This window comes from Kitasatospora sp. cg17-2, from assembly GCF_054031055.1.
Genome location: NZ_CM132923.1, coordinates 9017309 through 9042364, shown reverse-complemented (window position 1 = coordinate 9042364; position 25056 = coordinate 9017309). Strand labels below are relative to the sequence as shown.

Here is a 25056-nt window from a genome sequence, read left to right as displayed (position 1 = left end):
TGGACCGCTTGCCAGTCCCGCCGTCCCGCCGTCCCTCCCGAGGAGCCCAGCGCCGTGTCCGACAGCTTCGCGCACCTGCACGTCCACACGGAGTACTCGATGCTGGACGGGGCCGCGAAGAACGGCAAGCTCTTCGCCGAGGCGGAGAGACAGGGCATGCCCGCCATCGCGATGAGTGACCACGGCAACATGTTCGGCGCCTACGAGTTCTTCCACTCCGCCGCCAAGACCGGCGTCAAGCCGATCATCGGCATCGAGGCGTACGTCGCCCCGTCCTCGCGCTTCCACAAGAAGCAGGTGTTCTGGTCGCCCGGCGGCCAGCGCCCGGCCAGCGCCGACGGCGAGGGCGGCAAGGACGTCTCCGGCGGCGGCCGCTACACCCACATGACCATGTGGGCGCAGAACGCCACCGGTCTGCGGAACCTCTTCCGGCTCTCCTCGCTCGCGTCGATGGAGGGCTACTACATGAAGCCCCGGATGGACCGCGAGCTGATCGCCGCCAACGCCACCGGCATCATCGCCACCACCGGCTGCCCCTCCGGCGAGGTGCAGACCCGGCTGCGGCTCGGGCAGTACGAGGAGGCCGTCAAGGCGGCCGGCGCCTACCAGGACATCTTCGGCAAGGAGAACTACTTCCTGGAGCTGATGGACCACGGCCTGTCCATCGAGCAGGACGTGCGCGAGGACCTGCTGCGCCTCGCCAAGCAGCTGAACATCCCGCTGCTGGCCACCAACGACTCGCACTACGTCACCGCCGACCAGGCGGACGCCCACGACAGCCTGCTCTGCGTCGGCGTGGGCAAGAACAAGGACGACCCGAACCGGTTCAAGTTCCAGGGCACCGGCTACTACGTCAAGACCGCCGAGGAGATGCGCGAGCTCTTCCGCGAGCTGCCGGAGGCCTGCGACAACACGCTGGCCATCGCGGAGCGGGTCGAGTCGTACGACGAGGTGTTCACCTACGTCGACCGGATGCCGCAGTTCGACGTCCCCGAGGGCGAGACGCAGGCCTCGTTCCTGCGCCAGAAGATCGCCGCCGGGCTCCAGCACCGCTACGGCGACAACCCGAGCCAGGAGGTGCTGGACCGGGTCGAGCTGGAGATGGGCGTCATCTCCCCGATGGGCTTCGACGCCTACTTCCTCGTGGTCGCCGACATCTGCCAGTACGCCCGGGACAACGGCATCCCCGTCGGCCCGGGCCGAGGCTCGGCGGCCGGCTCGATGGTCTCCTACCTGACCCGGATCACCGAGCTGGACCCGCTGGAGCACGACCTGCTGTTCGAGCGGTTCCTGAACCCCGAGCGCATCAACCCCCCGGACGTCGACATCGACTTCGACGACCGCCAGCGCGACCAGATGGTGCGCTACGTCACCGACAAGTACGGCTCCGCCTACACCGCCCAGGTCAACACCTTCGGCACGATCAAGGCCAAGGCCGCCGTCAAGGACGCCAACCGCATCCTCGGCTACCCGTTCGCGATGGGCGACCGGATCACCAAGGCGATGCCGCCGGACGTCATGGGCAAGGGCGTCCCGCTGGCGGACCTCTTCAACGACAAGCACCCGCGGTACAACGAGGGCACCGAGATCCGCTCGCTGTACGAGAACGAGTCCGATGTCAAGAAGATCATCGACACCGGCCTGGGCATCGAGGGCCTGATCCGCGGCACCGGCGTGCACGCCGCGGCCGTCATCCTCTCCTCGACGCCGCTGCTCGACCTCATCCCGCTGCACATGCGGGACAAGGACGGCGTGATCATCACCGGCTTCGACTACCCGTCGTGCGAAGCCATGGGCCTGATCAAGATGGACTTCCTGGGGCTGCGGAACCTGGGCATCATCGATCACTGCATCAAGATCGTCAAGGCCAACCGCGGCGTGGACGTCGACATCGAGAAGATCCCGATCGACGACCCCACCACCTACCAGCTGCTGGCCCGGGGCGACACCCTCGGCGTGTTCCAGCTCGACGGCGGCCCCATGCGCGCCCTGCTCAAGCTGATGAAGCCCACCGAGTTCGCCGACATCTCCGCCGTCTCCGCGCTGTACCGGCCCGGCCCGATGGGCATGAACTCGCACACCAACTACGCGCTGCGCAAGAACGCCCAGCAGGAGATCATCCCGATCCACCCGGAGCTGGAGGCGCCGCTCGCCGACGTCCTCGGCCCCACCTACGGCCTCATCGTCTACCAGGAGCAGGTCCAGCGAGCGGCCCAGGTGCTCGCCGGCTACTCGCTCGGACAGGCCGACCTGCTCCGCCGGGCGATGGGCAAGAAGAAGAAGGAGGTGCTGGAGAAGGAGTTCGTCCCCTTCCACGCGGGCTGCAAGGAGCGCGGCTACTCCGACGAGGCCATCCAGGCCGTCTGGGACGTCCTGGTCCCGTTCGCCGGCTACGCCTTCAACAAATCGCACTCCGCCGCCTACGGACTGGTCTCGTACCAGACCGCGTACCTCAAGGCCAACTACCCCGCCGAGTACATGGCCGCCCTGCTCACCTCGGTCGCCGACGACAAGGACAAGATGGCGATCTACCTGGCCGAGTGCCGGCAGATGGGCATCCGGATCCTCTCCCCCGACGTCAACGAGTCGGTGGTCGACTTCACCGCCGTCGGCAGCGACGTCCGCTTCGGCCTGAAGGCGGTGCGCAACGTCGGCGTCCCGGTCATCGAATCGCTGGTGGCCACCCGGGCCGAGAAGGGCAAGTACACCTCGTTCCCGGACTTCCTGGACAAGGTCGAGCTGGTGGTGTGCAACAAGCGCACCGTCGACTCCCTGGTCAAGGCGGGCGCGTTCGACTCGCTCGGGCACACCCGGCTCTCGCTCAGCACCGTGCACGAGACCGCGATCGACGCCGTCACCGGGCTGAAGAAGCAGCAGGCGATCGGCCAGGACGACCTCTTCGGCGCGCTCGACGCCGAGGAGGGCGGCGGCATCGGGCTGGACTTCCAGCTCACCGACCGCGAATGGCCGCGCCGCCAACTGCTCTCCCTGGAGCGGGAGATGCTCGGCCTCTACGTCTCCAGCCACCCGCTCGACGGCGCCGAGCACATCCTCTCCCAGAACCGCGACACCTCGATCGCCGACCTGCTCGGCTCGGGCCGCACCGAGGGCGAGGTCCGCCTCTCCGGCCTCATCACCGCCGTGGACCGCCGGATCAACAAGGCCGGCAACGCCTGGGCGATCATCACCGTCGCCGACCGCGACGGCTCGGTCGAGGTGCTCTTCTTCCCCGCCACCTACAATCTGATGGCCGATCAGATGGTCGAGGACAACGTCGTCTCGGTCCGGGGCCGCCTCAACGAGCGCGACGGCTCGCTGAGCATCTTCGGGCAGGAGCTCACCACCCTCGACGTCTCCTCCGCCGAGCTCGGCACCAAGCCCCCGGTCCAGATCACCGTCCCGGCGGCCCGGGTCACCCCCGGGGTCGTCGCCGAGCTCAAGCTCGCCCTCCAGGCCCACCCCGGCGACGTCCCCGTCCGGCTGCTCACCACCGGTTGGGACAAGGACACCCTCTACGAGCTCGGCTTCCAGGTGAACCCCGACAACGGCTTCGCCTCCGACGTCAAGACCCTGCTCGGCAACCGCTCCTGGATGGGCACGAGCGTCCGCTGACGGAGCCCGGCGACGGTGCGGCGGCAGTGCGGCGGCGGTACTACGAGGCGGGCCGGTGGTGGACACCGGCCCGCCTCGCCGCGCTCCGCCCCGCCGTGACCTGCTAGGTTCCCTCCCGACGAACGTACGTACGGGGGGTAGCGCTGTGGTCGGGCCGGGAGCAATCGCGGGAATCGCACTGGTGGAACTCGGCATGGTGATGACACCGGGACCGAACATGATCTACCTGGTCTCCCGCTCCATCGCCCAGGGCCGCCGGGCCGGGCTGACCTCGCTGGCCGGGGTCGCCCTCGGCTTCCTGGTCTACCTGTTCGCGGTGTCGGCCGGGATCGCCACCGTCTTCGCGCTGGTGCCGGAGATCTACCTGGCGGTCAAGCTGGCCGGGGCCGGCTACCTGCTGTGGCTCGCCTGGAAGGCCGTCCGGCCGGGCGGGAGCTCCGCGTTCGCCGCCCAGGAGCTGCCGCACGACGGGCCCCGCAAGCTCTTCCTGATGGGCCTGCTCACCTGCCTGCTCAACCCCAAGGTGGCGATCCTCTACATCTCGCTGCTGCCGCAGTTCGTCGACCCGTCGCGCGGTCACGTCGGCCTGCAGGGCGTGGTGCTGGGGCTGACCCTGATCGTGGTCGGGGTCGCGGGCAACGCCTTCTTCATCGTCACGGCCGGCTCGGTCGCCGGGTTCTTCTCCCGGCACCCGCTCTGGCAGCGCGTGCACCGCTACGTGGTGGGCACGGCCCTGGCGGGCTTCGCGATCCGGATCGCCACCGAGCGTTCGGGCGCGGCGGTCGCCCTGCGCTGACCGCCGGGCGCCGACCGCCGGGCGCCGACCGCCGGGCGCCGACCGCCGGGCGCGGTGCGGCTCAGGCGGCGCGGCAGAGCCCGGTGGGGTCGGCGGCCGCGATCCGGGCACGGGCGACGGCCACGGTCAGGGGGCGGGCCTCGGCAACGGCCGCCGAGCGGGTGCGCGCGAACACCACCAGGCGCAGCACCGCGAACCGGGCGACGCCCGCCAGCGCGGAGGCCGAGAGGTAGACGGCCTGCTCGGCCACCGCGCCGGGCCGTGCCACCACCTGGTGCAGGACGAGCACGGCCGAACTGGTCACCGCATAGGCGGCCACCGCCGATCCGGCCGACTGGACGTGCTGGCGCCAGGTCGCCCGGCCGCCCGGGCCGAAGGTGAAGCGGGCGTGCAGCTCGGTCGCGAGCAGCGTGGAGGCCGCGGTGACCAGCGCGTTGACCAGGACCCAGGGCACCTGCGGGAGCCACCCGGCCAGGGCCGCCACGGCGAAGCTCGCGGCCACGCCCACGCCGCCGCCGCAGACCACGAAGCGGGCGAAGGCGACCAGGCCCCCGACCTCCGCCCGCTCCCGGCGCCGCTCTGCCGTCATGATCCGCCCCTTCGGTTCCCGCCCCCGGAACGCGCGCCCCCGACCGCGAGGCCGGGAGCGCGCGTTTCCCCTTGGCATCAGCATGGCGTAAGCAGTGGCGCCATGTCCAGTCCGCATGGCGCCACAGTGGCGCCATCAGTGATGGGGGCGCGCCCTAGCGGAACAGCCGGTCGCCGCTGTTCGCCATCCGATGGGTGCCGCCGTGGCGGTTGACCCAGTCGCGGACGAGGTTGACGGCATTGGCGCACTGCCAGCCGCTGTCGTACTCGCGCACCCCGGTGAAGGCCCCGTAACCGGCGATGATGCCGTCCACCTGGGCCTCGCCGAGGAGCTTGTCGACGTACCACGGGTCGTTGTACGTGGTCGTCCAGGAGAAGGTGGCCGCGAGCCGGCCGGCGGACCGGTCGGCGGCGCCCTTCTTCAGTTCGGCGCAGGTGTTCCAGGTCGCCTCGGTGCAGTTGCCGAAGCCCTTGGTGATGTCGCTGTCCCCGTAGTCCATCACCCGCCGGCCGGCCGGGAAGCCGGAGCCGGAGCGGTCGAAGGCGCCGCGCACCTGGTCGCGGGTGCCGGTCGTGGTGATGCCCTCCAGCGGGCCGAGCCGGCCCGCCAGGCTCTGCCAGCCCCGGCCGCCGACGTCCGGGGTGCTGCCGCCGTGGTACTCGAAGAAGCCGTAGAGCACCTGGATCCCGGCGGCCGTCAGCCGCTGGGCCTTGTCCCGCAGGCCGGCGACGCTGCAGGTGCGGTTGGGCTCCTCGCCGCAGTAGTTCGGGTCCTTGATGTCCAGCCAGACCAGCGACAGCCGGCGGCCCGCACTGGCGTGGGAGAGGATGCGGTCGAGCATGCTGTCGAAGCTGGGCCCGAGGCGGTTCTCACCGGCCGAGGAACAGTCGTGCCAGGCGCGCCACTCGTTCGGGTTCCACCAGGCGCAGACGTCGATCTCGATGGCGTTGGCGCCGTGGCCGATCGCGGCGTCCACCCCGTCCAGGGTGTCCACCCGGTGCGCGACGGCGTAGACCGGGCGGCGCGTGTCGGCGGCCTGCGCGGGGGCGGCGAGCGCGGTGGTCCCGAGGATCGCGCACAGCGCCGCCACCAGGGCGGGCAGCGTCCGCAGGCGGCCACCCCGCGGGCGGGTTCCGCGCGGCCGGGTGTCGAGGTGATTCGTCGTCACGAGGTCGCTCCCTTCTTGTCGTTCGTCGTTCGTCGGTACTCGATTTGTCAGCTCCCCGTCAATCGATATCACCAACCGCAGGTCGACGTGCGGTGAACGGCGGGTTCGGCGGCGATCATGACGGCCGGTCCGCCGACCTGTCGACCTGTCGACTCCCCCGTCCGGCCCTCGTGCGGAGATCATCTACAGTGCTGTAGAAGTCGGCTGACGGGGGGCCGTTCCGATGCCGGACCGTCATGCCGAGGACCGAACGACAGGAGAAGCAGTGAAGTCGCGCATACTCGCGAAGGTCGCCCCCGCCCTCGTGGCCGCCGGGCTGTTGCTGGGCGCACCGGCCACGGCCGCCGTCGCGGCCGCCCCCGCCGTCACCGCGCCCGTCGCCGTCCCCGTCGCCGCGCCGGCCGGCTCGACGGCGGCCGGCGCGGCGTTGACGTCAGCGCCGGCCGCCGCCCACGGCACTTCCCTCGCGGCGGGCGACAAGAAGGACGAGAAGAAGAAGGGCGGCTTCTTCAAGAAGCTCGGCATCGCCGTGATCGTCGTCATCCTGCTGATCGTGCTGTTCGTGATCGGGCTGATCGTCGCGATCGTGTTCGCCGTCCGGGCGATCTTCCGGCGCCGCCGGACCGCGTGACACCACCGGCCGGTGCGACACCGCCGGACGGCGTGACACCACCGGACGGCGTGACACCACCGGACGGTGCGACACCATCGGGCCCGGGTCGACGCGCACGCGGGAGCGCGTGGCGACCCGGGCCTTACGCCGCACTGATTTGCCATTCCTTTACACTTCTGTAGAACCGATCAACCTCTGCACGAAGGAGTCGCGGACCCCGCGATGGACGAACCTCCCAGTCATCACCCAGCCGTTCCCCGCTGCCCGTCGTACGCACCGACCGGGGCGGGGGTGACCCGGTGAGCGAGGCGCTCCTGCTGATCCTGGCCCTGCTCCTGACCGCGGCCTGCGCCCTGTTCGTCGCCGCGGAGTTCTCCCTCACCACCGTGGAGCGCGCCGCCGTCGAACGGGCCGCCGAAGCCGGTGAGCGGGGCGCCGCGACCGCGCTCAAGGCCGTCCGGCGGCTCACCTTCCAGCTCTCCGGTGCCCAACTGGGCATCACCATCACCAGCCTGGTGATCGGCATGATCGCGCAGCCCTCGGTGGCCGCGCTGCTCCGCGGCCCGCTGGAGGCCGTCGGCCTGCCCGAGGCCGCCGCCGAGACCGGCTCGCTCGTCCTCGGCGTGCTGCTGTCGACCGTCGTGCTGATGGTCGCCGGCGAACTCGTGCCCAAGAACTGGGCGATCTCCCGCCCGCTGGCCGTCGCCAAGGTGGTGGCCGCCCCGCAGTACTGGTTCTCGGCCGCCTTCGCGCCGTTCATCGGCCACCTGAACAACACCGCCAACCGCGTCGTCCGGCGGTTCGGCCTGGAGCCGGCCGAGCACCTCGCCTCCGCCCGCACCCCGCAGGAACTGGTCGCGCTCGCCCGGCACTCCGCCCGCGAGGGCGTGATGGAGCCCGACACCGCCGAGCTGTTCATCCGCTCGCTCAACCTGCGCGAGCTGACGGCGGAGAACGTCATGAAGCCCCGGGTGGACGTCCAGGCCCTGGCGGAGCACGCCACCGCGGCCGACGTCGCCGACCTCACCCGGGCCACCGGCCTGTCCCGCTTCCCGGTCTACCGGGGCAGCCTGGACCACGTGGTCGGCACCGTCCACATCAAGGACGCCCTCGGCGTGCCCGTGGAGCGGCGGGCGAGCCAGCGGGTGTCGGCCCTGATGACCGAACCGATGCTGGTCCCCGAGACCCTCACCGTCGACCGCCTGCTCGACCGGATGCGCGGCGAGGAGACCCTCGCCGTGGTCATCGACGAGTACGGCGGCACCGCCGGCATCGTCACCCTGGAGGACATCGTCGAGGAGGTCGTCGGCGAGGTCCGCGACGAGCACGACCCCACCGGGACCCCCGACCTGGTCGACCTCGGCACCGCCGAGGACGGGCGGCACCGGTGGGACTCCGACGGCATCACCCGCACCGACGAGCTCGAAGCCATCGGCATGCCGGTGCCCGAGGGGCCGTACGAGACGCTGGCCGGCCTGATCGCCGAACGGCTCGGCCGGATCCCGCGGGTCGGCGACGCCGTCGAGGTCGACGGCTGGACGCTGGAGGTCGGCGCCGTCGCCCACCACGTCGCCGAACGGGTGCGGATCACCGCCCCCGAACCCGCCGACTCCCCCGACGACGACCGCCCCGAGCACCAGGAGCGGACCCGATGACCGCCGTCCAGCTGATCGTCGGCCTGCTCACCATCGTGGCCAACGCCTTCTTCGTCGGCGGCGAGTTCGCCCTCATCTCGGTGCGGCGCAGCCAGGTCGAACCCCTCGCCGAGGCCGATGACCGCCGCGCCCGCACCGTGATCTGGGGCCTGGAGCACGTCTCCGCCATGCTGGCCACGGCCCAGCTCGGCATCACCGTCTCCTCGCTGGTGCTCGGCATGGTCGCCGAACCGGCCATCGCCCACCTGCTGGAGCCGCCGTTCCACAGCCTCGGCGTGCCGGAGGGCCTGATCCACCCGGTCGCCTTCGTCATCGCCCTGGGGACGGCGACCTATCTGCACATGCTGCTGGGCGAGATGATCCCGAAGAACCTCGCGCTCGCCGCGCCCGAGCGGGCCGCCCTGCTGCTGGTGCCGCCGCTGGTGGCCACCTGCCGGGCGGTGCGCCCGGTGGTCTTCTCGATCAACGGCTTCGCCAACCGGATCCTGCGCCTGCTCAAGGTCGAGCCCAAGGACGAGGTGGCCTCGGTGTTCACCGAGGACGAGCTCGCCCGGATGGTCAAGGACTCCTCGGACGCGGAGCTGCTCAGCGCCCGGGACACCGAGCTGCTGCACGACGCCCTGGAGCTGGGCTCCCGGCCCGTCTCCGAGGTCGTCACGCCGCGCGAGCGGATCGTCTTCGCCGGCCCCGGCACCACGCCGGCGCAGCTGGAACAGCTCGCCGCCCGCACCGGCTTCTCGCGCTTCCCGGTGCTCGGCCCGGACCAGCGGGTGGACGGCTATCTGCACATCAAGGACGCGCTGGAGCACGACGGCACCCGCGACCGGCCGTTCCCGCCCGGTACGCTCCGCCCGATCGCCCGCGTCCCGGCGGCGATGCCCCTGGACGACGTGCTGACCGCGATGCGCCGCTCCGGCACCCACCTCGCGGCCGCGATCACGGCCGACGGGACGCCGCTCGGCCTGGTCACCATGGAGGACGTCCTCAAGGAACTCGTCGGCCCGGCCCCCACCGCCGGCGCCCGCTGACGCTCCGCCCCCTCGGCCCGTGCCGCCCCCGCCCCGCGCGAGGGGCGGCACGGGCCGCCGCGTTGCCCGGCGCGGATCACTCGGGGAGCCCAGGACCCTCGGAGCTCCCGGCCTCCTCCCCGCGATCACTCCCGGCGAGGAGGGTGTGCACCGTGGCGGCCATGGCACGGCGGGCCCGATCCTCGCTCAGGCCGGAGCCGCGCCAGTGGTACCAGGCACTCCAGGTGGTCACCGCGTCCAGGCCGTCGAGCAGATCCGTGCGCTCGGACTCGGGCAGCCGGTCGAGTTCGGTGGCGAAGATCTGGGAGAGGCGCAGCCGCGCGAAGTCCAGCATCTGCTGGACGGCCTCCTGGATCCGGGGGGAGGGGTTCTCCAGCCGCATGATGGCCAGCCGGGCCGGGGTGACACTTTCCAGGATCCGGGCGCGCTGCTCCGCGAGGGCCGCCACCCGAACGTCGCGCGGCCCTTCGGTGGGCAGCGGCCGGATCTGGGTGGCCAGCTGCTCCAGGCGGCGGTTGACGGCAACCTCCGCGAGTTCCGCCATGTCCGCGAAGTGGTGGAACACCAGCCGCCGGGAGACTCCCGCACGCTCGGCCACCTTGTCGGCGGGGAAGTGCGCCTGATTCTCGTCGATCAGCGACAGCATCGCGTCGGCGATCTTCTCCCTGGTCCGGCGACCGCGTTCGGTGCGCCCGTCCGGGCCGGGCCCGGTGGCTTCGCCCTGCTTCACTTGGCGCTCCTCCGGCCGCTCTTTGACATCCTTGCACTGCGAGTGCAAGTGTACGCCTTGCACGGTGAGTGCAATGAGTTTGGCGGGGGCGCGCCGATCGCCGCCCACGCCCTCGCGCGAAGAGCGGCGCCGCCGAACCCGCACCCGTGCATCTGTGCACACGGCACACCCACCCGACCCAGCCACTCCAGCAGGAGCGAACCCCTTGCACCACCGCCTCCGCCGCAGCGTGCCCGCGCTCACCGCCCTCGGCCTCACCGCCAGTGCCGCCGTCCTCGCCGCGCCGGCCGCGCAGGCCGCACCCGACTGCGGACGCGCCCCGGTCCAGTACTCCGTCGACGGCGGCACCCACTGGACGAACAGCGCCGCCATGCCCGGCCCGACCGGCACCGTCCAGGTCCGACTGGCCGGCGAACCCGCCGTCGGCTGCGACTACCACGTCTCGCTCGCCTCGTACACGACCCAGGGAGCCACCTGGGCCACCTCGGGCCACCACACCCAGCTCGGCCGGGCCACTACCACCCTGAACCGCGCGCACTACCGCGACACCCTCGACGTCAGCGGTCATCTTCCTCCCTGCTTCGGCGAGTTGGCGCTCTACTCGGGCGACGGCAGCTACGACGGGAGCGACAGCGACAACCCGCTGCCGCACTACCCCGACGAGCCGTACTCGGGCCTGGCCATCGCCACCTGGAACGGCGGCACCGCGTGCACCTCCCCCACCCCGACCCCGACCACCACTCCCACAGTCACGCCCACACCGACCAGCACCCCGACCACCGCCAGGCCGACCACCGCGACCCCCACGGCCACCACCCCCGCACCGATCGCGCCCACCACACCGACCCCGACAACCCCGGCACCCGCCCTGCCGACCGCCACCACCACCCCGGCCGCCGCCACCACCGCCTCCCCCACGGCCACGGCGACGGCCGCCCCCGCCCTGGCCGCCACGGGAGCCGACGACGGGACCCTCACCACCCTGGCGATCGGCGCCGTGGCCCTGGCAACCACCGGCGGCGCGGTCCTCTACACCGCCCGCCGCCGCACCACCCGCAGCTGACCCGCCGACAGACGCCACCGATCCTCCTGCCCGCACCGTCGTCGGCCCACCCGGCGCTGAACGGCCCCCCACCCCGGCCTGCGGAGTCCGACGTCCGGCGGGCGCACCGCCCGGTGCGCCCGCCGGTCCCGTGACCCTACGAGCACCTCACGGGCGCCGGATGCGGTCGCGCCGAGGTACGACGCCGGGTCGAAGGGCCGCGGCGCGGAGGCCTCGATGACGGGTGGAGCATCCTGTGAACGGTCCGGACGGGCGCCGGGTCACTGCTCCGGAATGCGGCCGCACATCACGTTGCCGGGGTCGGACGGGTCGGCGCTGATCCAGAACTGCTCCCACAGGAGGGCGAACTCGGGTCGGCTCAGGAAGCCGTCGCCGTCCAGGTCGAGCAGGTCGAAGACGTCGTCGGTCGGGACGGTCCGGCCGTGCCAGATGTCGACGAGCCGGCCGTGCTCGGTGCGGGAGATCCGGCCGTCGCCGTTCTCGTCCACCGCGTCGAAGACGGTGTCGGCGGTCGCCGTGACCACGTCGCGCAGGGCGGGGAGCCGGTCGACGAGGACGAGGAACTCCTCCATGTCGACCTTGCCGTCGTGGTTGCTGTCCGCGACCGTGAGCAGGTGGTCCCACCAGCCCAGCATGAGTGCCTCGACCCTGACGCCGAGTGCCGGGTCCCGCTGGACGGCCGGCAGCCGGCCCCAGCGCTCCGCCAGGGCCCGGAAGTCGTTCTGCCGCAGGCAGCCGTCCCCGTCGGTGTCGAAGGCGGCGAAGACGTTGCGCAGCTTGCGCCGCTGGAACTCGTTGGCCATGAACGGGCCTCCCTGTGCCGAGCCGCTGCACCACCACGTGTGGCGACAGGCTGGCGACTGTAGAGGCGCGGCGCACGGGCCCGTCGGGCTTCGGCGGAAGAGCCGGGGATTCCCGGCACAACCGCCCCGGGCCGCCCCGGCTGTGCTAACGGGAGAACAGCTCGTCCAGATGACGGGCCAGGATCGCCGTCGCGGCCTCGCCGGTGCGCTGGCCGCCCAGCACGCTGGAGCCGAGACCGTTCACCATGGCCAGCAGCCCGGCGGTCGCCGCCCGGGGCACGGGGAAATTCGGTTGCCGCGGGCCGGCGGCTCCCCCATGATCTCCCGCATGGACTTTTGATGACTGCCACGTAGTACGTACCTGTCGCGCGATCGCCCCCGGAGCCTGAGGACCCGGCCCCGGGGCGATGGGTCGCGCCCCTCGTGAGCATCCGTCGCAGAGCGGGAGCCGCCGACCGAGTTCGGCGTGCCCTCCTGCTGAGTCCTGAAAGCACCCAAGACATATGAATACCGACCGCAAGGCCCTGTGGGCCGTGCGTCAGTCCGCCCTGCCCACCGTCGTCCGGTCCTGCCCGGACTGCCCCGGCACGCGGCACCGCGCCTCGGGGAAGATCCGCGTCAACGCGAACGGCAAGATGCTCGACGTGTGGCTGCTGCTGAGCTGCGCCACGTGCGACCGGACTTCCAAGGTGCCCGTCCACGAGCGCGCCCACGTCTCGACGCTGGAACCGGCCCGGCTGGTGGCGTACGAGACCAACGACCCGGCCGCGGTCCGGGAGTTGGTGACGAGCGCGTCGCTCGCGGCGAAGAACCGGTACCGGCTCGACTGGACCGGGACGTGGGAGCTGGAGACCCGCGTGCCGCTGTACGCGCTCGACGACCCGAACCCGCTCCCGGTCCGGGTGCGCTTCGAACTGCCCGCACCGGTCCGGGTGGAGCGGCTGCTCCAGCTCGGGCTCGGCCTGAGCCGGGCCGAGGTGCGCCGGCTGGTCGCGGACGGGCGGATCCGCCTGCCGTTCGCGCCGGACACCAAGGCGCACCAGGACTTCGAACTCACCCTCCACGGACCGGGTTCCGTCGACGCGGCCAAGCACGCGAAGTCCCTCGCCGGGCCCGACGCCGAACCCACCGCCCCGGCCCTGACCGGGCAGCCGTCCGCACCCGCCCGGGAGCTCCCGCGCCGGGCGGCGGCCGGGAGGTAGCAGCCGGGAGGTAGCAGCCGGTGGCCGCCCTCCACGCGATCCCTCGCGCGGGGGGCGGCCCAGTCCGGGGACAGGTCCTCCGGCCGCGCTCCTGCTGCGCAGCCGTCGCGTCAGCGGCGGGTCAGCGGCAAGTCAGCGGCGGGTCACCCTGATCACGCCGGTCTCGGTGCCCTGGTAGAGCGTTCCGTCCGGGCCGGTGGTGCCGGTCATCTGGAGCGGGTTGTAGAGCAGCCCGAGGCCGATCCAGGAACTGGAGAGCTGGGCGCCGGTCCCGGGGTCGACGGTGGCGTAGGAGTAGGACGCGAAGGTCTGGGATCCCGCCGAGCCGGTCGGGCCGCTGACGGTGAAGGTGTAGATCTTCCCGTCGCCCAGTGAGAGCCGCGGCAGTGCGGCCGATTTGACGTTGCTGTTCCAGACCGGGTGGCAGCCGTTCCCGTCGGCGTCGAGGTCGACGCGGCTCAGCCCGCCGTCGAACCCGGCCGAGGCCGGGACACTGGCGGGCGCCCCGGCCGGGAGGGCCGGGTACGGGTAGCCGTAGGTGTTGGTGACGAAGACGCTGCGGCCGGAGGCGATCACGGCGTCCTCGGTCCCGCTCGCGGGGAACTGGGTGAGGACGGGCGTGGTGCAGACGGGGTCCGGGCCGCCGGCGACCCGGTAGACGAGCAGGTTCTCGTGCGGCGCGGCGTTGTCGGTGATGGTGACGTACTCGGTGCCGGTCCCGGGGCCGAAGAAGCTGGGCGTCGCGCCCGTGCCCCAGCTCAGCTGGCCGGGCTTGCGGCCGGGGCCCCGGTCGTAGGGGGCGCGCCACTCGACGGTCGGGGTGCCGTCGGGGGTCTCGGTGAGCAGGTAGAGCGCGTGGTCGGTGGCGACGGCGGTGTGACCGGGGACGGTGGAGATGCTGTTCTGCACTCCCTCGCCGGTGCTGATGGTCCGGACCGCACCGGTGGTGGTGTCGACCGTGCCGATGGTTCCGCCGCCGGTGGCGAACCAGACCCGGCCGTTCCAGCCGGGGCTGAGGCCGGTGATGCTGTCCCCGGCCGGGACGGCCGCCCCGAGCGGGGTCGACTCGTCGACCGTCAACTCCCATCCGTCGGCCGTGAGGTGATGGCCTATCCGCAGCAGGTTGTTGCCGCCGTCCACGAGGACCAGGGCGTCGGTGTGGTCGAGGTAGGCGTAGACCCCGCCGAACAGGCTCCCCTTGGGCAGAGCCAGCGAGGCGAGGTCGGCGCCGGTCCCGGGGTCGAGCAGGTGCACGGTCGGGGTCCGCCCGAAGATCGTGGTGCAGAGGACCACCGGGCGGCGGTCACCGCCGATCACCACCGTCGGGCAGGCCGAAGCGAGCGCCGTACGGCTCCAGTCGACGGCGCCGCTGCCGGGCCCCGCGTAGGGGGTGGTGTCGCTGGAGGCACTGTCGCCGTGCATCGTCGCGGTACCGTTCGCGGCGGTGGCGGGGTTCGGCGGCGGCAGCGGGCCGAAGGTGCCGCCGGCGCCCTGGGCGGCGGTGGCGGGGGTGCAGAGCACCGCCGCGGCGGCGAGGGTCAGTGCGGTCCGGACGGCGCGTTGGGTGCGCGGGCGCATGGAGGATCCCGTTCCTGTGGTCGAGGGGGAGGGGGAACCCGGTGGCCGTACCGTCCCGCTCGTGCGCGGCACACGGGCGCCCCGCACGCGCGCGGACGTGCGTGCGCAGGGGTGCGGGTGCGTGCGTGCAGGTGGGAACGGGGCCGATCGGCGCGGGTTCCGGAGCGGCCGGCCGCCTCGTACGACGGACGAGGTGTCGGCGGAGTGCGGGCCGCGTCAGACGACGTGGCGACAACCCGTGGTGGTGGCACGGCCATGGTCGACATGGCGGCGGCTCACGAGCAGGGTCATGCCAGGGACTCTAACCGAGCGCGCGGCGGGGGACGAGTACGCGGCCACTCCGCGAGACGGCCGCATCGACGGCCGAGAACCCCGGTTCCGGGGCAATCCGCCGACCCGACGGCCACGAATGACGACGGAGCGATTTCCCAGCGGACCAGGAGGTCTTCATGCGCAGCTGCCGACCCGGCGGCGGGCCCCGGCTGTCGATCGTGGCCAGGAGTGCCACCGGGTGCGGGGGGACGGGCCGGTGAGCGCCGTCGTGTACCTCGCCGGGCCCCGGTACCGGGGTCCGGATCTGAAGGAACTGGTCGCCAGGACGGCGCTCGGCGACCAGGAGGCGTTCTCCCGGCTGTACGACGCGGTGTCCGGACCGATGCTGGGCCTGGTCCGGCGGGTGCTGCGGGACCCGGCGCAGTCCGAGGAGGTCGCCCAGGAGGTGATGTTCGAGCTGTGGCGCACGGCCGCCCGGTACGAACCGGAGCGCGGCGAGGTGATGGCGTGGGTGCTGACGATGGCCCACCGGCGGGCGGTGGACCGGGTGCGGACCGCGCAGGCGGCCGCCGACCGGGAGCAGAAGGTGGCCGCGCGCTCGCACGCGCCCGCGTTCGACGAGGTCGCCGAGCAGGTCGAGGGCCGGCTGGAGCGCGAGCAGGTCCGCCGGTGCCTCGAATCCTTGACCCGGCTCCAACGCGAATCGGTCACCCTGGCGTACTACCGGGGGTACACCTACCCCGAGGTCGCCGAAGTGCTGGGCACCCCGCTCGGCACCGTCAAGACCCGGATGCGGGACGGTCTGATCCGCCTGCGCGACTGCTTGGGGGTTGGTTCATGAACGCGGCACCCGACCTGCACACCCTCACCGGCGCGTACGCCGTGCACGCCCTGCCCGAGGAGGAGCGGGCCGCGTTCGAGCGGCACCTCGCCCGGTGCCCGGCCTGCGCGCAGGAGGTCGCCGAGTTCGAGGTGACCGCGGCCCGGCTCGGGGCCGCCGAGTCGGTGGAGCCGGCTCCCGCGCTCAAGGCGCGGGTGCTGGCGGGCATCGGCGAGATCCGTCAGCTCCCGCCGTCGACGGCGTCCGCCGGCCGGCTCCGGCGCGCGTCGCGGCCGGCGCCGCGATGGCCGCTGACGGCGGTGGCCGCGTGCCTGGCCGCGGCGGCGGCCCTGGGCGCCCTCGCCGTCCAGCAGTACGACCGGGCCGAGCGGGCCGAGGTCGCGGCCGGCCGCGAGGCCGAGCGGCAGGCGGCCGTCACCGGCCTGCTGACCGCCCCGGACGCGCGCACCGCCACCTCGGCCTCCGGCACGGCCGTCGGCACGGTGGTCTGGTCGGCCGGTCGCGGGCAGGCGGCGTTCCTCGTCACCGGCATGCCCGCCCTGCCGCCGGGGCGGACCTATCAGCTCTGGTTCAGCGACGGCGGCACGATGCGTCCGGCCGGACTGCTGCCCTCGGGCGACGGGCAGCTGCTGCTCACCGGCCGGGTCGGCGGCGCCGTCGGGGTCGGTGTGACCGAGGAACCCTCCGGCGGATCGGCCCTCCCCACCGGACGGCCCCTGATGCTGCTGCCGCTGACCTGACCCGGCCGCCCCGCCCCGCCCCGCCCCGCCCCGACCTGACCCGACCTGACCCGAACCGACCCGGCCCGGCCCGGCCCGCCGCAGCCCGGTCGGTCACCCTGCGCAGCCGGACCGTGACGGAGACGGCCGTCCACGACCCGGTGGGCGGTACCGCCCACGCCGCGCGAACGGGGAGGTCATAGTCTGCGGCCATGACCGACACACAGCCTATGACCCCCCAGGAAGCCCTCGATACGCTGCTGGCCGGCAACCACCGGTTCGTCGCGGGCATACCCGAGCACCCGAACCAGGACGCCGCCCGCCGGACCGAGACCGCGCCCGCCCAGGCACCGTTCGCGGTGCTGTTCGGCTGCTCCGACTCCCGCCTCGCCGCCGAGATCATCTTCGACCAGGGCCTCGGCGACATGTTCGTGGTGCGCACCGCGGGCCATGTCACCGGGCCGGAGGTGCTCGGCAGCATCGAGTACGGGGTCAGCGTGCTCGGCTGCCCCCTGGTGGTGGTGCTGGGCCACGACTCCTGCGGGGCCGTCGCCGCCACCCGGGCCGCCGTCGCGGCCGGCACCTCGGCGCCCGGCTACGTGCGGGACGTCGTCGAACGGGTGACCCCGAGTGTGCTGGCCGCCAACGCCGCCGGGCACACCGAGGACGCGGACTTCATCGCCGAGCACGTCCGGCACACCGTGGACCTGCTGCTGGAGCGCTCCCGCTGCCTCTCCGACGCGGTCGCCGAGGGCACCACCGCCGTGGTCGGCCTGACCTACCGCCTGGCCGACGGCACCGCCCACCTGGTCGCGGGCCGCGACGTGGACGTGACGGCCGGCGCGGCGGCCGCCGACCCCGAGTGAGACTCCGGTGAGGCACGGAGGTGCGGGCCCGGGCGCGAGGGACTCGACATCCCGCGCCCGGACCCGCACCGGTCTTCGGACGACCCCGCTCAGACGGTGAGCAGGCCGGGACCGGCCGCCTTGTCGACGGGCAGGAAGTCGTCGGGAACGGGGTACTGGCCCAGCACGTAGTTGAGGATCGCGGCGTGCATCGCCTCGACGGGGGCGATGGTGGCGGCGGTGGCGATCCCACCGGGGCTGGTGACGTTGTAGGTCGCGAACAGATACGTCTGCGCGGCCTGGTCCTCCAGCGACAGGGCCAGCTTCGCGACCGCGGCGACGTCCGTGGCCTCGCCCAGGGCCTTGAGGGTGGCCGGCTGGTTGGACAGCGGCACATCCGAGATGGCGGGCTTCCCGGCACCGGTCAGGACCGAGTTCCAGACCTTGGCGTGGTCGGCGTGCTGGCCCATCGCGGTGGTGATGAAGGTCGCGACCGCCGGGGGGACGGTGCCGAGCCGGCCCGCCTTCGCGGCGTCCAGGGCGGCCTGGTAGGCGCCCACCGCCTGGTTCTCCAGCGCGGTGGCCAGCGCGACCACCTTGAGGTCACCGGTGTACTGCCCGGAGGCCGAGCCGGACGGCGAACCGGAGGGCGAACCGGGGACCGGCGCCGGCGAGCCCCCGGACCCGCTGCTGGAGCAGGCGGCCAGGGTCAGCGCGGCGGCCGCGCCACCGGCGCCGAGCAGGAACCGGCGCCGCCCGAGGTCGCGCGGCCCGTCGGCCCCGCGGGCCCGGACCTCCTCGACCAGGTCGCGGGCTCCGGCCCGCATGGCCGGCAGCGTGTCCTGGTGCGCCTCGTGCAGCTCGCGCGTCAGGCCCGCGAGTTCGCCCTCGCTGACGGGGAGCGTCCAGCCGCCCTCGGTGGTCGTCACTTCACGGCCCCTTCACTGATCGGGGAAGCATTGTCGGTGCGGTAGAAGGCGTCGGGGAAGCCGACGCTGCCGGCCGCCGCGGGCAGCTTGGACGGGTCCACCGGGATGGTGACCAGGTCGGCGGCGTTGCCCGCCAGCAGCGCCTGCACCGCGAGCAGGGTCGCGCGGTGCTGGGCCTCCACCGGGGCCACCGAGGCGAAGAGCTTGCGCAGGTCGGCGTTGCTCACCTGGGACACGTTCTTGGTGTAGGTCTGCGCCGCCACGTCCTCCAGGGTGATGGCCAGCTTCACCACGTCCGCCGGGCCCTTGATACTCGGCAGCATCTGGTCCACCACGGCCTTGTACTTGGCGTCCGGGCCGCTCTGGGCCCGGCCGCCGGCCTGGGTCGCGGCGGCGTTGAACGCCTGGGCGTGGGCCTCGTGCTGCTGCGTGGTCTTCGCGACGAACGCGGCCACCGTCTTGTTGCCGTCCTTGATGAACGGCAGGCCCGCGGCGGTCCGGTAGACGCTCACCGCCAGGTTCTCGATCGAGGCGGCGGTCTGCAGCGCCATGATGTCGTCGGCCATGGACGCCGACGGGGACGGGCTGTCGGCGAAGGCCCGGCGCCCGCCGAGGAGCGCGACCGTCCCGACCGCCGCGGCGAGCGCCCCGCCGCGCTCCCACCACCGGCGCCGGACCGGCTCGACCGCCTGCCCGAAGTCGGCCAGCGCGCTCCGCGTGATCCGCGACGCGTCGCTGTTCAGGTCCTGCGACTGCTCGGTGAGTTCCACCAGCAGCCGGGTGTCGATGTGCTCTGGAGGCATCGTGCTCCTGTCCCGGCCGGGAGCCCGCCACTCGCGGGCTCGTACGTGGGGCCTTCGGCGTCACGTACGGCGCGGCTTGCCCGACACCCCGGCATTCACCCGAACGGGTGACGGGGTGCGGTCGGCGGGGTTCTGCGGTCTCCTGGAGGGGAGGCGCCTCCGGGCCGCCGGCGGCGCACGCGACGGGAGCGGGTGTTCGCGATGGCCGAGGTCTTGTCGATGCGGTGGGCCGGGGTCACACCCGAGCAGTACGACGCCACGCGGGTGGCGGTCGGCTGGGAGGAGCGGGCTCCGGAGGGCGCTCTGATGCATGTGGCCTGGTTCGAGCCCGGCGCGCTGCGCGTGGTCGACGTGTGGACCTCGCGCGCCGCCTTCGAGCGGTTCTTCGCCGAGCGACTCGCGGCCGCGGTCCGGGAAGCGGGCATCACCGGCGAACCGGAGACCGAGTTCCTCCCGCTCCACCGGCGCTACATCGCCCCCGGCGTGACCGGGGCCGCCTGACCCGCTGGCCCAACAGACCGGCGGCGTGGCCGGGGCCGCCCGACCTCGCGGCACGGAACCAGCTAGATGTCCTGTCCCGCGGGCTCGAACAGGCCGACGGCGTGACCGTCGTGGTCCACCACCGGCCACACGGCCAGTCCCCGGGCGCGCATGGCGGCGGCCGCCGCGGCGGCGGGCAGGTCGGCGGTGGCGAACGGGCCCCGGTCGAAGGCGATGTCGCGGACCGGGATCCGCTCGGACTGCCGGGAGCGGACCTCGAACTGCGCGAGGTGCGCGCGGGACAGCAGCCCCGCGCAGCAGCCGTCGTCGTCGCGGACCAGGACGTGGTCGGCGCCGGAGCCGCGCAGGATGTCGATCGCCACGTCCACCATGACGTCGTCGCTGATCTGGAGCTCGGGGCGGCGCATGAGGTCGCCGACCGCGGTGGTGGCCGCGGGGCGTTCGAGGGTGAGCGTCATGGGCGGACTCCACAGGGTCGGTGTCGGCGGGGCGGGAACGAGGGAGCAGGAACGGGCGGGGGCGCGCCGGTCGCGCGCCCCCGCCCGTTCACCGGGCGCCCTACGCGGAGGCGGAGGCGGAGGCGGCGCGCCTGGGTGCCCGGCGGCGACCCGCGGAACCCGCTCCGGTGCCACCGCCGGTCCCGGAACCGGAACCGGAACCGCCCACGGGGCGGGCGGGGCGGCTGCGCCGGTTGCGGCTCGTGGACGGGCCGCGGCGGGAGCGCTCCACGACGGGGGCCTCGATCACGACGGGGATTCCGGTGGGCACCCGGGCGCCGGTGATACGGGCCAGCTCCTCGTCACCGGCATTGACGCGGGTGGTGATCGGAGTGATGGCGGCGGTGGCCATCATCCGGGCCATGCCGCGGCGCTGGTTGGGCAGGACCAGGGTGACGACGGTGCCGGACTGCCCGGCCCGGGCGGTGCGGCCGCCGCGGTGCAGGTAGTCCTTGTGGTCGCTCGGCGGGTCGAGGTTGACGACCAGGTCGAGGCCGTCGATGTGGATGCCCCGGGCGGCGACGTTGGTGGCGATCAGCGCGGTGACCTGGCCGTTGCGGAACTGCTCCAGGGTCCGGTTGCGCTGCGGCTGGGACTTGCCGCCGTGCAGGGCGGCGGCCTTCACGCCGTTGGCGAGCAGGTTGTCCACCAGGCGGTCGGCGCCGTCCTTGGTGTCGATGAACATGATCACCCCGCCCTCGCGGGAGGCGATGTGCGCGATCGTGGCGTTCTTGTCGAAGCTCTGCACCTGCAGCACGTGGTGCTCCATCGTGCTGACCGCTCCGGCGGACGGGTCCACCGAGTGCGTCACCGGGTCCTTGAGGAAGCGCCGGACCAGCCGGTCGACGTTGCGGTCCAGGGTCGCCGAGAACAGCATCGTCTGCCCGCCCTCGGCCACCTGCTCCAGCAGCTCGGTGACCTGCGGCAGGAAGCCCATGTCGGCCATCTGGTCGGCCTCGTCGAGCACCGTGATGCCGACCCCGTCCAGCTGGCAGTCGCCGCGCTGGATCAGGTCCTTGAGGCGGCCGGGGGTGGCCACCACGACCTCGGCGCCCCGGTTCAGCGTCTGCGCCTGCCGACCGATCGACATCCCGCCGACGACCGTGGCCATCCGCAGTCGCACCGCGTGGGCGAACGGCGTCAGCGCGTCGGTCACCTGCTGCGCCAGCTCCCGGGTGGGCACCAGCACCAGCGCCAGCGGGCGGCGCGGTTCGGCCCGCTGCCCGGCGGTCCTGGCCAGCACGGCGAGGCCGAACGCGATGGTCTTGCCGGAGCCGGTCCGGCCCCGTCCGAGGACGTCCCGGCCGGCCAGCGAGTTCGGCAGCGTCGCGGCCTGGATCGGGAACGGGGCGGTGACGCCCTGGCGGGTCAGGACCGACAGCAGGGCCTTCGGCATCTCCAGCTCGTCGAACGTCTCGACGGCCGGCAGCGACGGGGTGGTGCTCACCGGCATCGCGAACTCCCCCTGCAGGGAGGAACCCTGACGGGAGCCGCGACCGCCGGAGGGCCGGTCGCCGTAGAAGGAACCGCCGCCGGAGCGGGACCCGTAGGAGCCGCCGGAGGAGCGACGGGAGGAGGAACCGGAACGGGAGTCGGTGTTCCGGTAGGGGGAACGAGTGGAACGGTTCATGCGAAACCTTCCTTGGACGGCGCGTCGCAAGGGGGCTCCGCAGCGCAGGGCGCAGGCAGGAGGCCGCGAGGAACGGGCCGAAGATGTGGAGAGCGGAGCGTGGACGGTGAAACCGTGCGGCACGTCACCTGCAGTCGGCGCTCACCGCGGGAAGCGGGGGCGCGGAACCTCGAACCGTGAACTGTCACGGCGGGGCGCCGATCCGGACGCGGCGCTGTGCGTCTCGCGTGGGGGATGGCAGCCGGTGGCGGAGCCGGGGCCGGAACGGCCCGTGATGCGCGTCGTGGCGCAATGCCGAGGAGCCCGGACCGGACATGATGTACGCGGTTCGGGCCCCTCGCTACCAGGCGGGTGCCGTGGCAGAAAAACTACAGCGGACGAATGTTCTCGGCCTGCGGGCCCTTCTGGCCCTGCGTGACGTCGAACTCGACCTTCTGGCCCTCGAGCAGCTCGCGGAAGCCGTTGGCGTTGATGTTCGAGTAGTGGGCGAAGACGTCGGGGCCGCCACCCTCCTGCTCGATGAAGCCGAAGCCCTTTTCCGCGTTGAACCACTTCACAGTGCCATTAGCCATAAAAAAATCTCCTTCAAGGGGAATTTCCGGAACGTGCACAGTGCACGCTCCGAATCACCGCGGGAGCACCCACCCGGGGAAGAGCCGGGAAACAAAAATGCGCCTGCCGATCATCAGCAGGCGCACACAAAGTTCATGGGAACCACTACTGCAACTACGACGACTGTAGCAGGCCCGGACCCCCTGCGGACGGATATTTCGCTCCGGGTTCGGCGGCACCCCTCCCGGGGGCCGCCGACCGACCGCATATTTTCCGAGGCGGCGGCCGGAAATTCGCGCCGCCGCCACCGGCCCTTCGTGCTCAGTACCGCTGCGCCTGGGCGACCCGGGGCACCAGCGCCTTGTCGGTGTCGAGCGGGCTGAACGCCGTGGCGGTGGCCTTCGCCCCCGCGGCGACGTCCTTGATCCCCAGGACGGTGCTGTCCACCACCTGGTCGCCGTCCAGGAACTCGACCTTGATCGCGTAGGAGGCCGTCGAGGAGGTGCTGTTCACCACCGTCACCAGCGCGGCGTTGAGGCCCGCGGTCTGCGCCTTGGGCAGGCCGGTGAGCGTGATGTCCGACAGGGCGTTGCCGGTGCCCTCCGTCTTGGACAGCACCGACTGCGCCTCGGCCCGGCCGGCGGCCAGCTGGGCCGAGACGGACGCCTCGAACGAGGCGGCCGCCGCCGACCGCGAGGCCTCGGCCCGGGAAGCGGCGGCCGACGCCGCGGACGCGGCCGCCGAGGCCGATTCCAGCAGCGAGGACTTGGCGGAGGCCACCGAGGAGGGCAGCTCTCCGGAGAAGGAACTCGCGTCCGGCGAGAACGGGCGCGAGGACGCCGTGGACGGCGAGGTGGAGGTGGACGAGGAGGACGAGCACCCGGCGGCGACCAGCACCGAACCGGCGAGTGCGATCGCGACGAGACCGGCGCGGCGGTTCGACCCGCCGGACGCCCGCTCCCGCGCGTGGAGGAAACGCTGCATGGGGGGATCCGCCTCCGCCTCACGGTCGGGCCACCAGCGGCCCGATCCTGCTGCCCACCAGCCTCGGCCCGGTCGCGCGCGACCGCCAGCCGGCCTGGTACGCGCAGGTGGCCGGGCCCGGTCCGGGCCCGGACCCGGCGGTCACAGTCCCGACACCCCGTCGAGCACCAGAAGGACGCCGATCACCGCCAGGACCACGGCCGTCACGGCGCTGTTGTGGAGCTCCAGCCAGCTCCTCGCCCGGCCCAGCGGGGTGAGGACGCGCTCGCCCGCGACCAGGTTGAGCAGCAGCGGGAGCGCGACGGTCGTGGCCGCCACCGCGGTGAACACCGCCACGGCGACGACGGTCCGCGCGGACCCCAGCTCGGCCGCGCCGATCGTCAGGCCGGCGGCCGCCGACAGCAGGACCACCTTCGGATTGACCCCCGACAGCAGCGCCCCCAGCCGCAGGGCCTTGGCGGGCGTGGCGTCCGTGAGCGTCCTCATCCACCCCGGGGTCCCCTTCGCCGCGCCGGAGCGCCACTGCCGCGCGGCGGCCAGGAGGAGCACCGCGCCGAGACCGGTCCTGGCCCAGGACGCCCAGGTCGGCGTCTCCTCGCGGGCCTCGACGAACACCGCGAGCGCGGCGAGGGCGGACGCGACCAGGAGGATCCCGGCCACCCAACCGGCCAGGAACATCCCGGCGGCGGCCCTGGGCCGGGGCGTGAAGAGCAGGAAGATCGCCGGGACGACGGGGACCGGCGACAGCGCGATGCCCAGCGCGAGCGGGACGACCTCGCCGATCACGGTGTCCACGGGGATCCCTCCTCCGCACCCGGTGTCTCGGGAGCGCGGGGCGGCTCGGTACGCCCGCACCGGTTTCCCTGCTACGAAGCTACCCGCCCCACCACCCCGCCGCCGCCCGCGCGGCCGGAGCTCCAGCGGCCCGGGCCGGCCGGCACGTACCCGCCGGGCGCCGCGCGCTCCGTGGTCGGACCGCCACCGGCTTCGAGCCGCCGGACGCCGTCCGGAGCCACCGGGTGCCACCGTGCCCGGGACGGCACGGCGCGCGCCGTGCCGTCCCGGGCAACTGCGAGTCGGGAGGCCGCGATTACTCCGCGTAGGGCTGGTCCGCCCCCGGGGCGCTGTAGCCGAGGCTCCAGATGTAGCCGTCCAGGTCGGCGAAGCTGCCGCCGTACCCGCCCCACGGCAGGGCGCCGGCGGGCTTGAGTATCGTGGCGCCGGCCTTCGCCGCCTCCGCGACGATCTCGTCCACCCGCGCCTGGCTGCGGACGACATAGGTCAGGACCAGACCGCTGAAGCCACTGCCCTCGGCGTCCGTGCCCACCTGGTCGGCCAGACCCTTGCGGTCGTAGAAGCCGACCGGCGAGGCGCCGTCCGACTCGAAGAACACCGAGACACCGAAGTCGTTCTTGATCTTCCAGCCGAGGCCCTCGATGTAGAACCGCTTGGCCCGGTCCAGGTCCTGGACACCGAGGAGGATCGAGCTGACGTGCGCTTTCATGCCGTGCTCCTTGCGTTCCGAATGTGGACGTGCCGAACAACCGGACCGGAGCCCGGCCTTCCGATCGGCGCGCGATCGGCACTCTAGACGTGTACGAGCCGTATAACCAGGCCATGGCCGCGGTCGGATTCGCGCTTGACC

At 72.9% G+C, this 25056-nt stretch carries 25 protein-coding genes; 11 read left to right on the top strand and 14 right to left on the bottom strand.

Annotated features, from left to right (window positions below; genetic code table 11):
* Nucleotides 1-54 precede the first annotated feature (54 nt).
* Together dnaE and ACW14Y_RS38000 are read left to right on the top strand one after the other, a co-directional pair.
* Nucleotides 55-3612 (top strand): DNA polymerase III subunit alpha, encoded by a 3558-nt coding sequence (gene dnaE, locus ACW14Y_RS38005; protein ID WP_380301107.1) that lies wholly within the window; start codon nt 55-57, stop codon nt 3610-3612.
* 193 nt (nt 3613-3805) lie between these two features.
* Nucleotides 3806-4408, top strand: coding sequence for a LysE family translocator (locus ACW14Y_RS38000; RefSeq protein ID WP_266272344.1), 603 nt, complete (start codon nt 3806-3808; stop codon nt 4406-4408).
* A gap of 61 nt (nt 4409-4469) precedes the next feature.
* Here the strand turns inward: ACW14Y_RS38000 and ACW14Y_RS37995 are convergent, their stop codons facing one another.
* Together ACW14Y_RS37995 and ACW14Y_RS37990 are read right to left on the bottom strand one after the other, a co-directional pair.
* Nucleotides 4470-4997, bottom strand: coding sequence for a GtrA family protein (locus tag ACW14Y_RS37995; RefSeq protein WP_456985064.1), 528 nt, complete (start codon nt 4995-4997; stop codon nt 4470-4472).
* Nucleotides 4998-5151: 154 nt separating this feature from the next.
* The gene (locus ACW14Y_RS37990) at nt 5152-6165 is read right to left on the bottom strand and encodes a phospholipase (protein WP_456985063.1); all 1014 of its coding nucleotides are present in this window, start codon (nt 6163-6165) and stop codon (nt 5152-5154) included.
* 265 nt (nt 6166-6430) lie between these two features.
* On the opposite strand from ACW14Y_RS37990, the gene ACW14Y_RS37985 reads away from it, so the two are divergent.
* From ACW14Y_RS37985 to ACW14Y_RS37975, 3 genes are all read left to right on the top strand, one after another.
* Entirely contained in the window at nt 6431-6796 is a 366-nt protein-coding gene (locus tag ACW14Y_RS37985) for a hypothetical protein (RefSeq protein ID WP_456985062.1), read from the top strand.
* 281 nt (nt 6797-7077) lie between these two features.
* Nucleotides 7078-8433, top strand: coding sequence for a hemolysin family protein (locus tag ACW14Y_RS37980; RefSeq protein ID WP_456985061.1), 1356 nt, complete (start codon nt 7078-7080; stop codon nt 8431-8433).
* The gene (locus ACW14Y_RS37975) at nt 8430-9461 is read left to right on the top strand and encodes a hemolysin family protein (RefSeq protein WP_456985060.1); all 1032 of its coding nucleotides are present in this window, start codon (nt 8430-8432) and stop codon (nt 9459-9461) included. Before ACW14Y_RS37980 ends, ACW14Y_RS37975 begins: the two co-directional genes overlap by 4 nt.
* Before the next feature lie 76 nt (nt 9462-9537).
* On the opposite strand, the gene ACW14Y_RS37970 is transcribed toward ACW14Y_RS37975, so the two are convergent.
* Nucleotides 9538-10191: a TetR/AcrR family transcriptional regulator gene (locus tag ACW14Y_RS37970; RefSeq protein ID WP_456985059.1), complete on the bottom strand. Its 654-nt coding sequence runs from the start codon at nt 10189-10191 to the stop codon at nt 9538-9540.
* A gap of 205 nt (nt 10192-10396) precedes the next feature.
* Here ACW14Y_RS37970 and ACW14Y_RS37965 point away from each other — a divergent pair, with 205 nt between their 5' ends.
* On the top strand, nt 10397-11254 hold the full coding sequence (locus tag ACW14Y_RS37965) for a hypothetical protein (protein ID WP_456985058.1): 858 nt from the start codon (nt 10397-10399) through the stop codon (nt 11252-11254).
* A gap of 260 nt (nt 11255-11514) precedes the next feature.
* Here ACW14Y_RS37965 and ACW14Y_RS37960 read toward each other — a convergent pair whose 3' ends face one another.
* Nucleotides 11515-12057, bottom strand: a complete 543-nt coding sequence (locus tag ACW14Y_RS37960; protein ID WP_456985057.1) for an EF-hand domain-containing protein — start codon at nt 12055-12057, stop codon at nt 11515-11517.
* A 145-nt stretch (nt 12058-12202) separates the two neighbouring features.
* Nucleotides 12203-12337, bottom strand: coding sequence for a hypothetical protein (locus ACW14Y_RS37955; RefSeq protein WP_456985056.1), 135 nt, complete (start codon nt 12335-12337; stop codon nt 12203-12205).
* Between the two features lie 223 nt (nt 12338-12560).
* On the opposite strand from ACW14Y_RS37955, the gene ACW14Y_RS37950 reads away from it, so the two are divergent.
* Nucleotides 12561-13259 (top strand): DUF1062 domain-containing protein, encoded by a 699-nt coding sequence (locus ACW14Y_RS37950; RefSeq protein ID WP_456985055.1) that lies wholly within the window; start codon nt 12561-12563, stop codon nt 13257-13259.
* 132 nt (nt 13260-13391) lie between these two features.
* Here ACW14Y_RS37950 and ACW14Y_RS37945 read toward each other — a convergent pair whose 3' ends face one another.
* A complete protein-coding gene (locus ACW14Y_RS37945; protein ID WP_456985054.1) occupies nt 13392-14837 on the bottom strand; it encodes a hypothetical protein in 1446 nt (481 codons plus the stop codon).
* 529 nt (nt 14838-15366) lie between these two features.
* On the opposite strand from ACW14Y_RS37945, the gene ACW14Y_RS37940 reads away from it, so the two are divergent.
* From ACW14Y_RS37940 to ACW14Y_RS37930, 3 genes are all read left to right on the top strand, one after another.
* Nucleotides 15367-15951 carry a sigma-70 family RNA polymerase sigma factor gene (locus tag ACW14Y_RS37940; protein ID WP_456985053.1) on the top strand — a complete coding sequence of 195 codons (585 nt, stop codon included), beginning with the start codon at nt 15367-15369 and terminating at the stop codon, nt 15949-15951.
* A complete protein-coding gene (locus tag ACW14Y_RS37935; RefSeq protein WP_380305165.1) occupies nt 15948-16691 on the top strand; it encodes an anti-sigma factor in 744 nt (247 codons plus the stop codon). The genes ACW14Y_RS37940 and ACW14Y_RS37935 overlap by 4 nt, the downstream gene beginning before the upstream one ends.
* A gap of 191 nt (nt 16692-16882) precedes the next feature.
* Nucleotides 16883-17536, top strand: coding sequence for a carbonic anhydrase (locus ACW14Y_RS37930; protein WP_456985052.1), 654 nt, complete (start codon nt 16883-16885; stop codon nt 17534-17536).
* Nucleotides 17537-17625: 89 nt separating this feature from the next.
* Here ACW14Y_RS37930 and ACW14Y_RS37925 read toward each other — a convergent pair whose 3' ends face one another.
* Complete coding sequence (locus ACW14Y_RS37925) at nt 17626-18444, bottom strand: ferritin-like domain-containing protein (protein ID WP_456985051.1); 819 nt, start codon at nt 18442-18444, stop codon at nt 17626-17628.
* Nucleotides 18441-19247: a ferritin-like domain-containing protein gene (locus ACW14Y_RS37920; RefSeq protein ID WP_380441451.1), complete on the bottom strand. Its 807-nt coding sequence runs from the start codon at nt 19245-19247 to the stop codon at nt 18441-18443. The genes ACW14Y_RS37925 and ACW14Y_RS37920 overlap by 4 nt, the downstream gene beginning before the upstream one ends.
* 201 nt (nt 19248-19448) lie before the next feature.
* Between ACW14Y_RS37920 and ACW14Y_RS37915 the strand changes: the two genes are divergently transcribed.
* The gene (locus ACW14Y_RS37915) at nt 19449-19748 is read left to right on the top strand and encodes a hypothetical protein (protein ID WP_380305157.1); all 300 of its coding nucleotides are present in this window, start codon (nt 19449-19451) and stop codon (nt 19746-19748) included.
* A gap of 62 nt (nt 19749-19810) precedes the next feature.
* On the opposite strand, the gene ACW14Y_RS37910 is transcribed toward ACW14Y_RS37915, so the two are convergent.
* The 6 genes from ACW14Y_RS37910 to ACW14Y_RS37885 form a co-directional block, all read right to left on the bottom strand.
* On the bottom strand, nt 19811-20206 hold the full coding sequence (locus ACW14Y_RS37910) for a CBS domain-containing protein (RefSeq protein ID WP_380305155.1): 396 nt from the start codon (nt 20204-20206) through the stop codon (nt 19811-19813).
* A gap of 100 nt (nt 20207-20306) precedes the next feature.
* A complete protein-coding gene (locus ACW14Y_RS37905; protein WP_380385012.1) occupies nt 20307-21875 on the bottom strand; it encodes a DEAD/DEAH box helicase in 1569 nt (522 codons plus the stop codon).
* A 368-nt stretch (nt 21876-22243) separates the two neighbouring features.
* Nucleotides 22244-22447: a cold-shock protein gene (locus tag ACW14Y_RS37900; protein WP_030918248.1), complete on the bottom strand. Its 204-nt coding sequence runs from the start codon at nt 22445-22447 to the stop codon at nt 22244-22246.
* Between the two features lie 301 nt (nt 22448-22748).
* Nucleotides 22749-23411 (bottom strand): hypothetical protein, encoded by a 663-nt coding sequence (locus ACW14Y_RS37895; RefSeq protein ID WP_380392461.1) that lies wholly within the window; start codon nt 23409-23411, stop codon nt 22749-22751.
* Between the two features lie 141 nt (nt 23412-23552).
* The gene (locus ACW14Y_RS37890; RefSeq protein WP_456985050.1) at nt 23553-24206 is read right to left on the bottom strand and encodes a GAP family protein; all 654 of its coding nucleotides are present in this window, start codon (nt 24204-24206) and stop codon (nt 23553-23555) included.
* 295 nt (nt 24207-24501) lie between these two features.
* Complete coding sequence (locus ACW14Y_RS37885) at nt 24502-24915, bottom strand: VOC family protein (RefSeq protein ID WP_380305147.1); 414 nt, start codon at nt 24913-24915, stop codon at nt 24502-24504.
* Between the last annotated feature and the right edge of the window lie 141 nt (nt 24916-25056).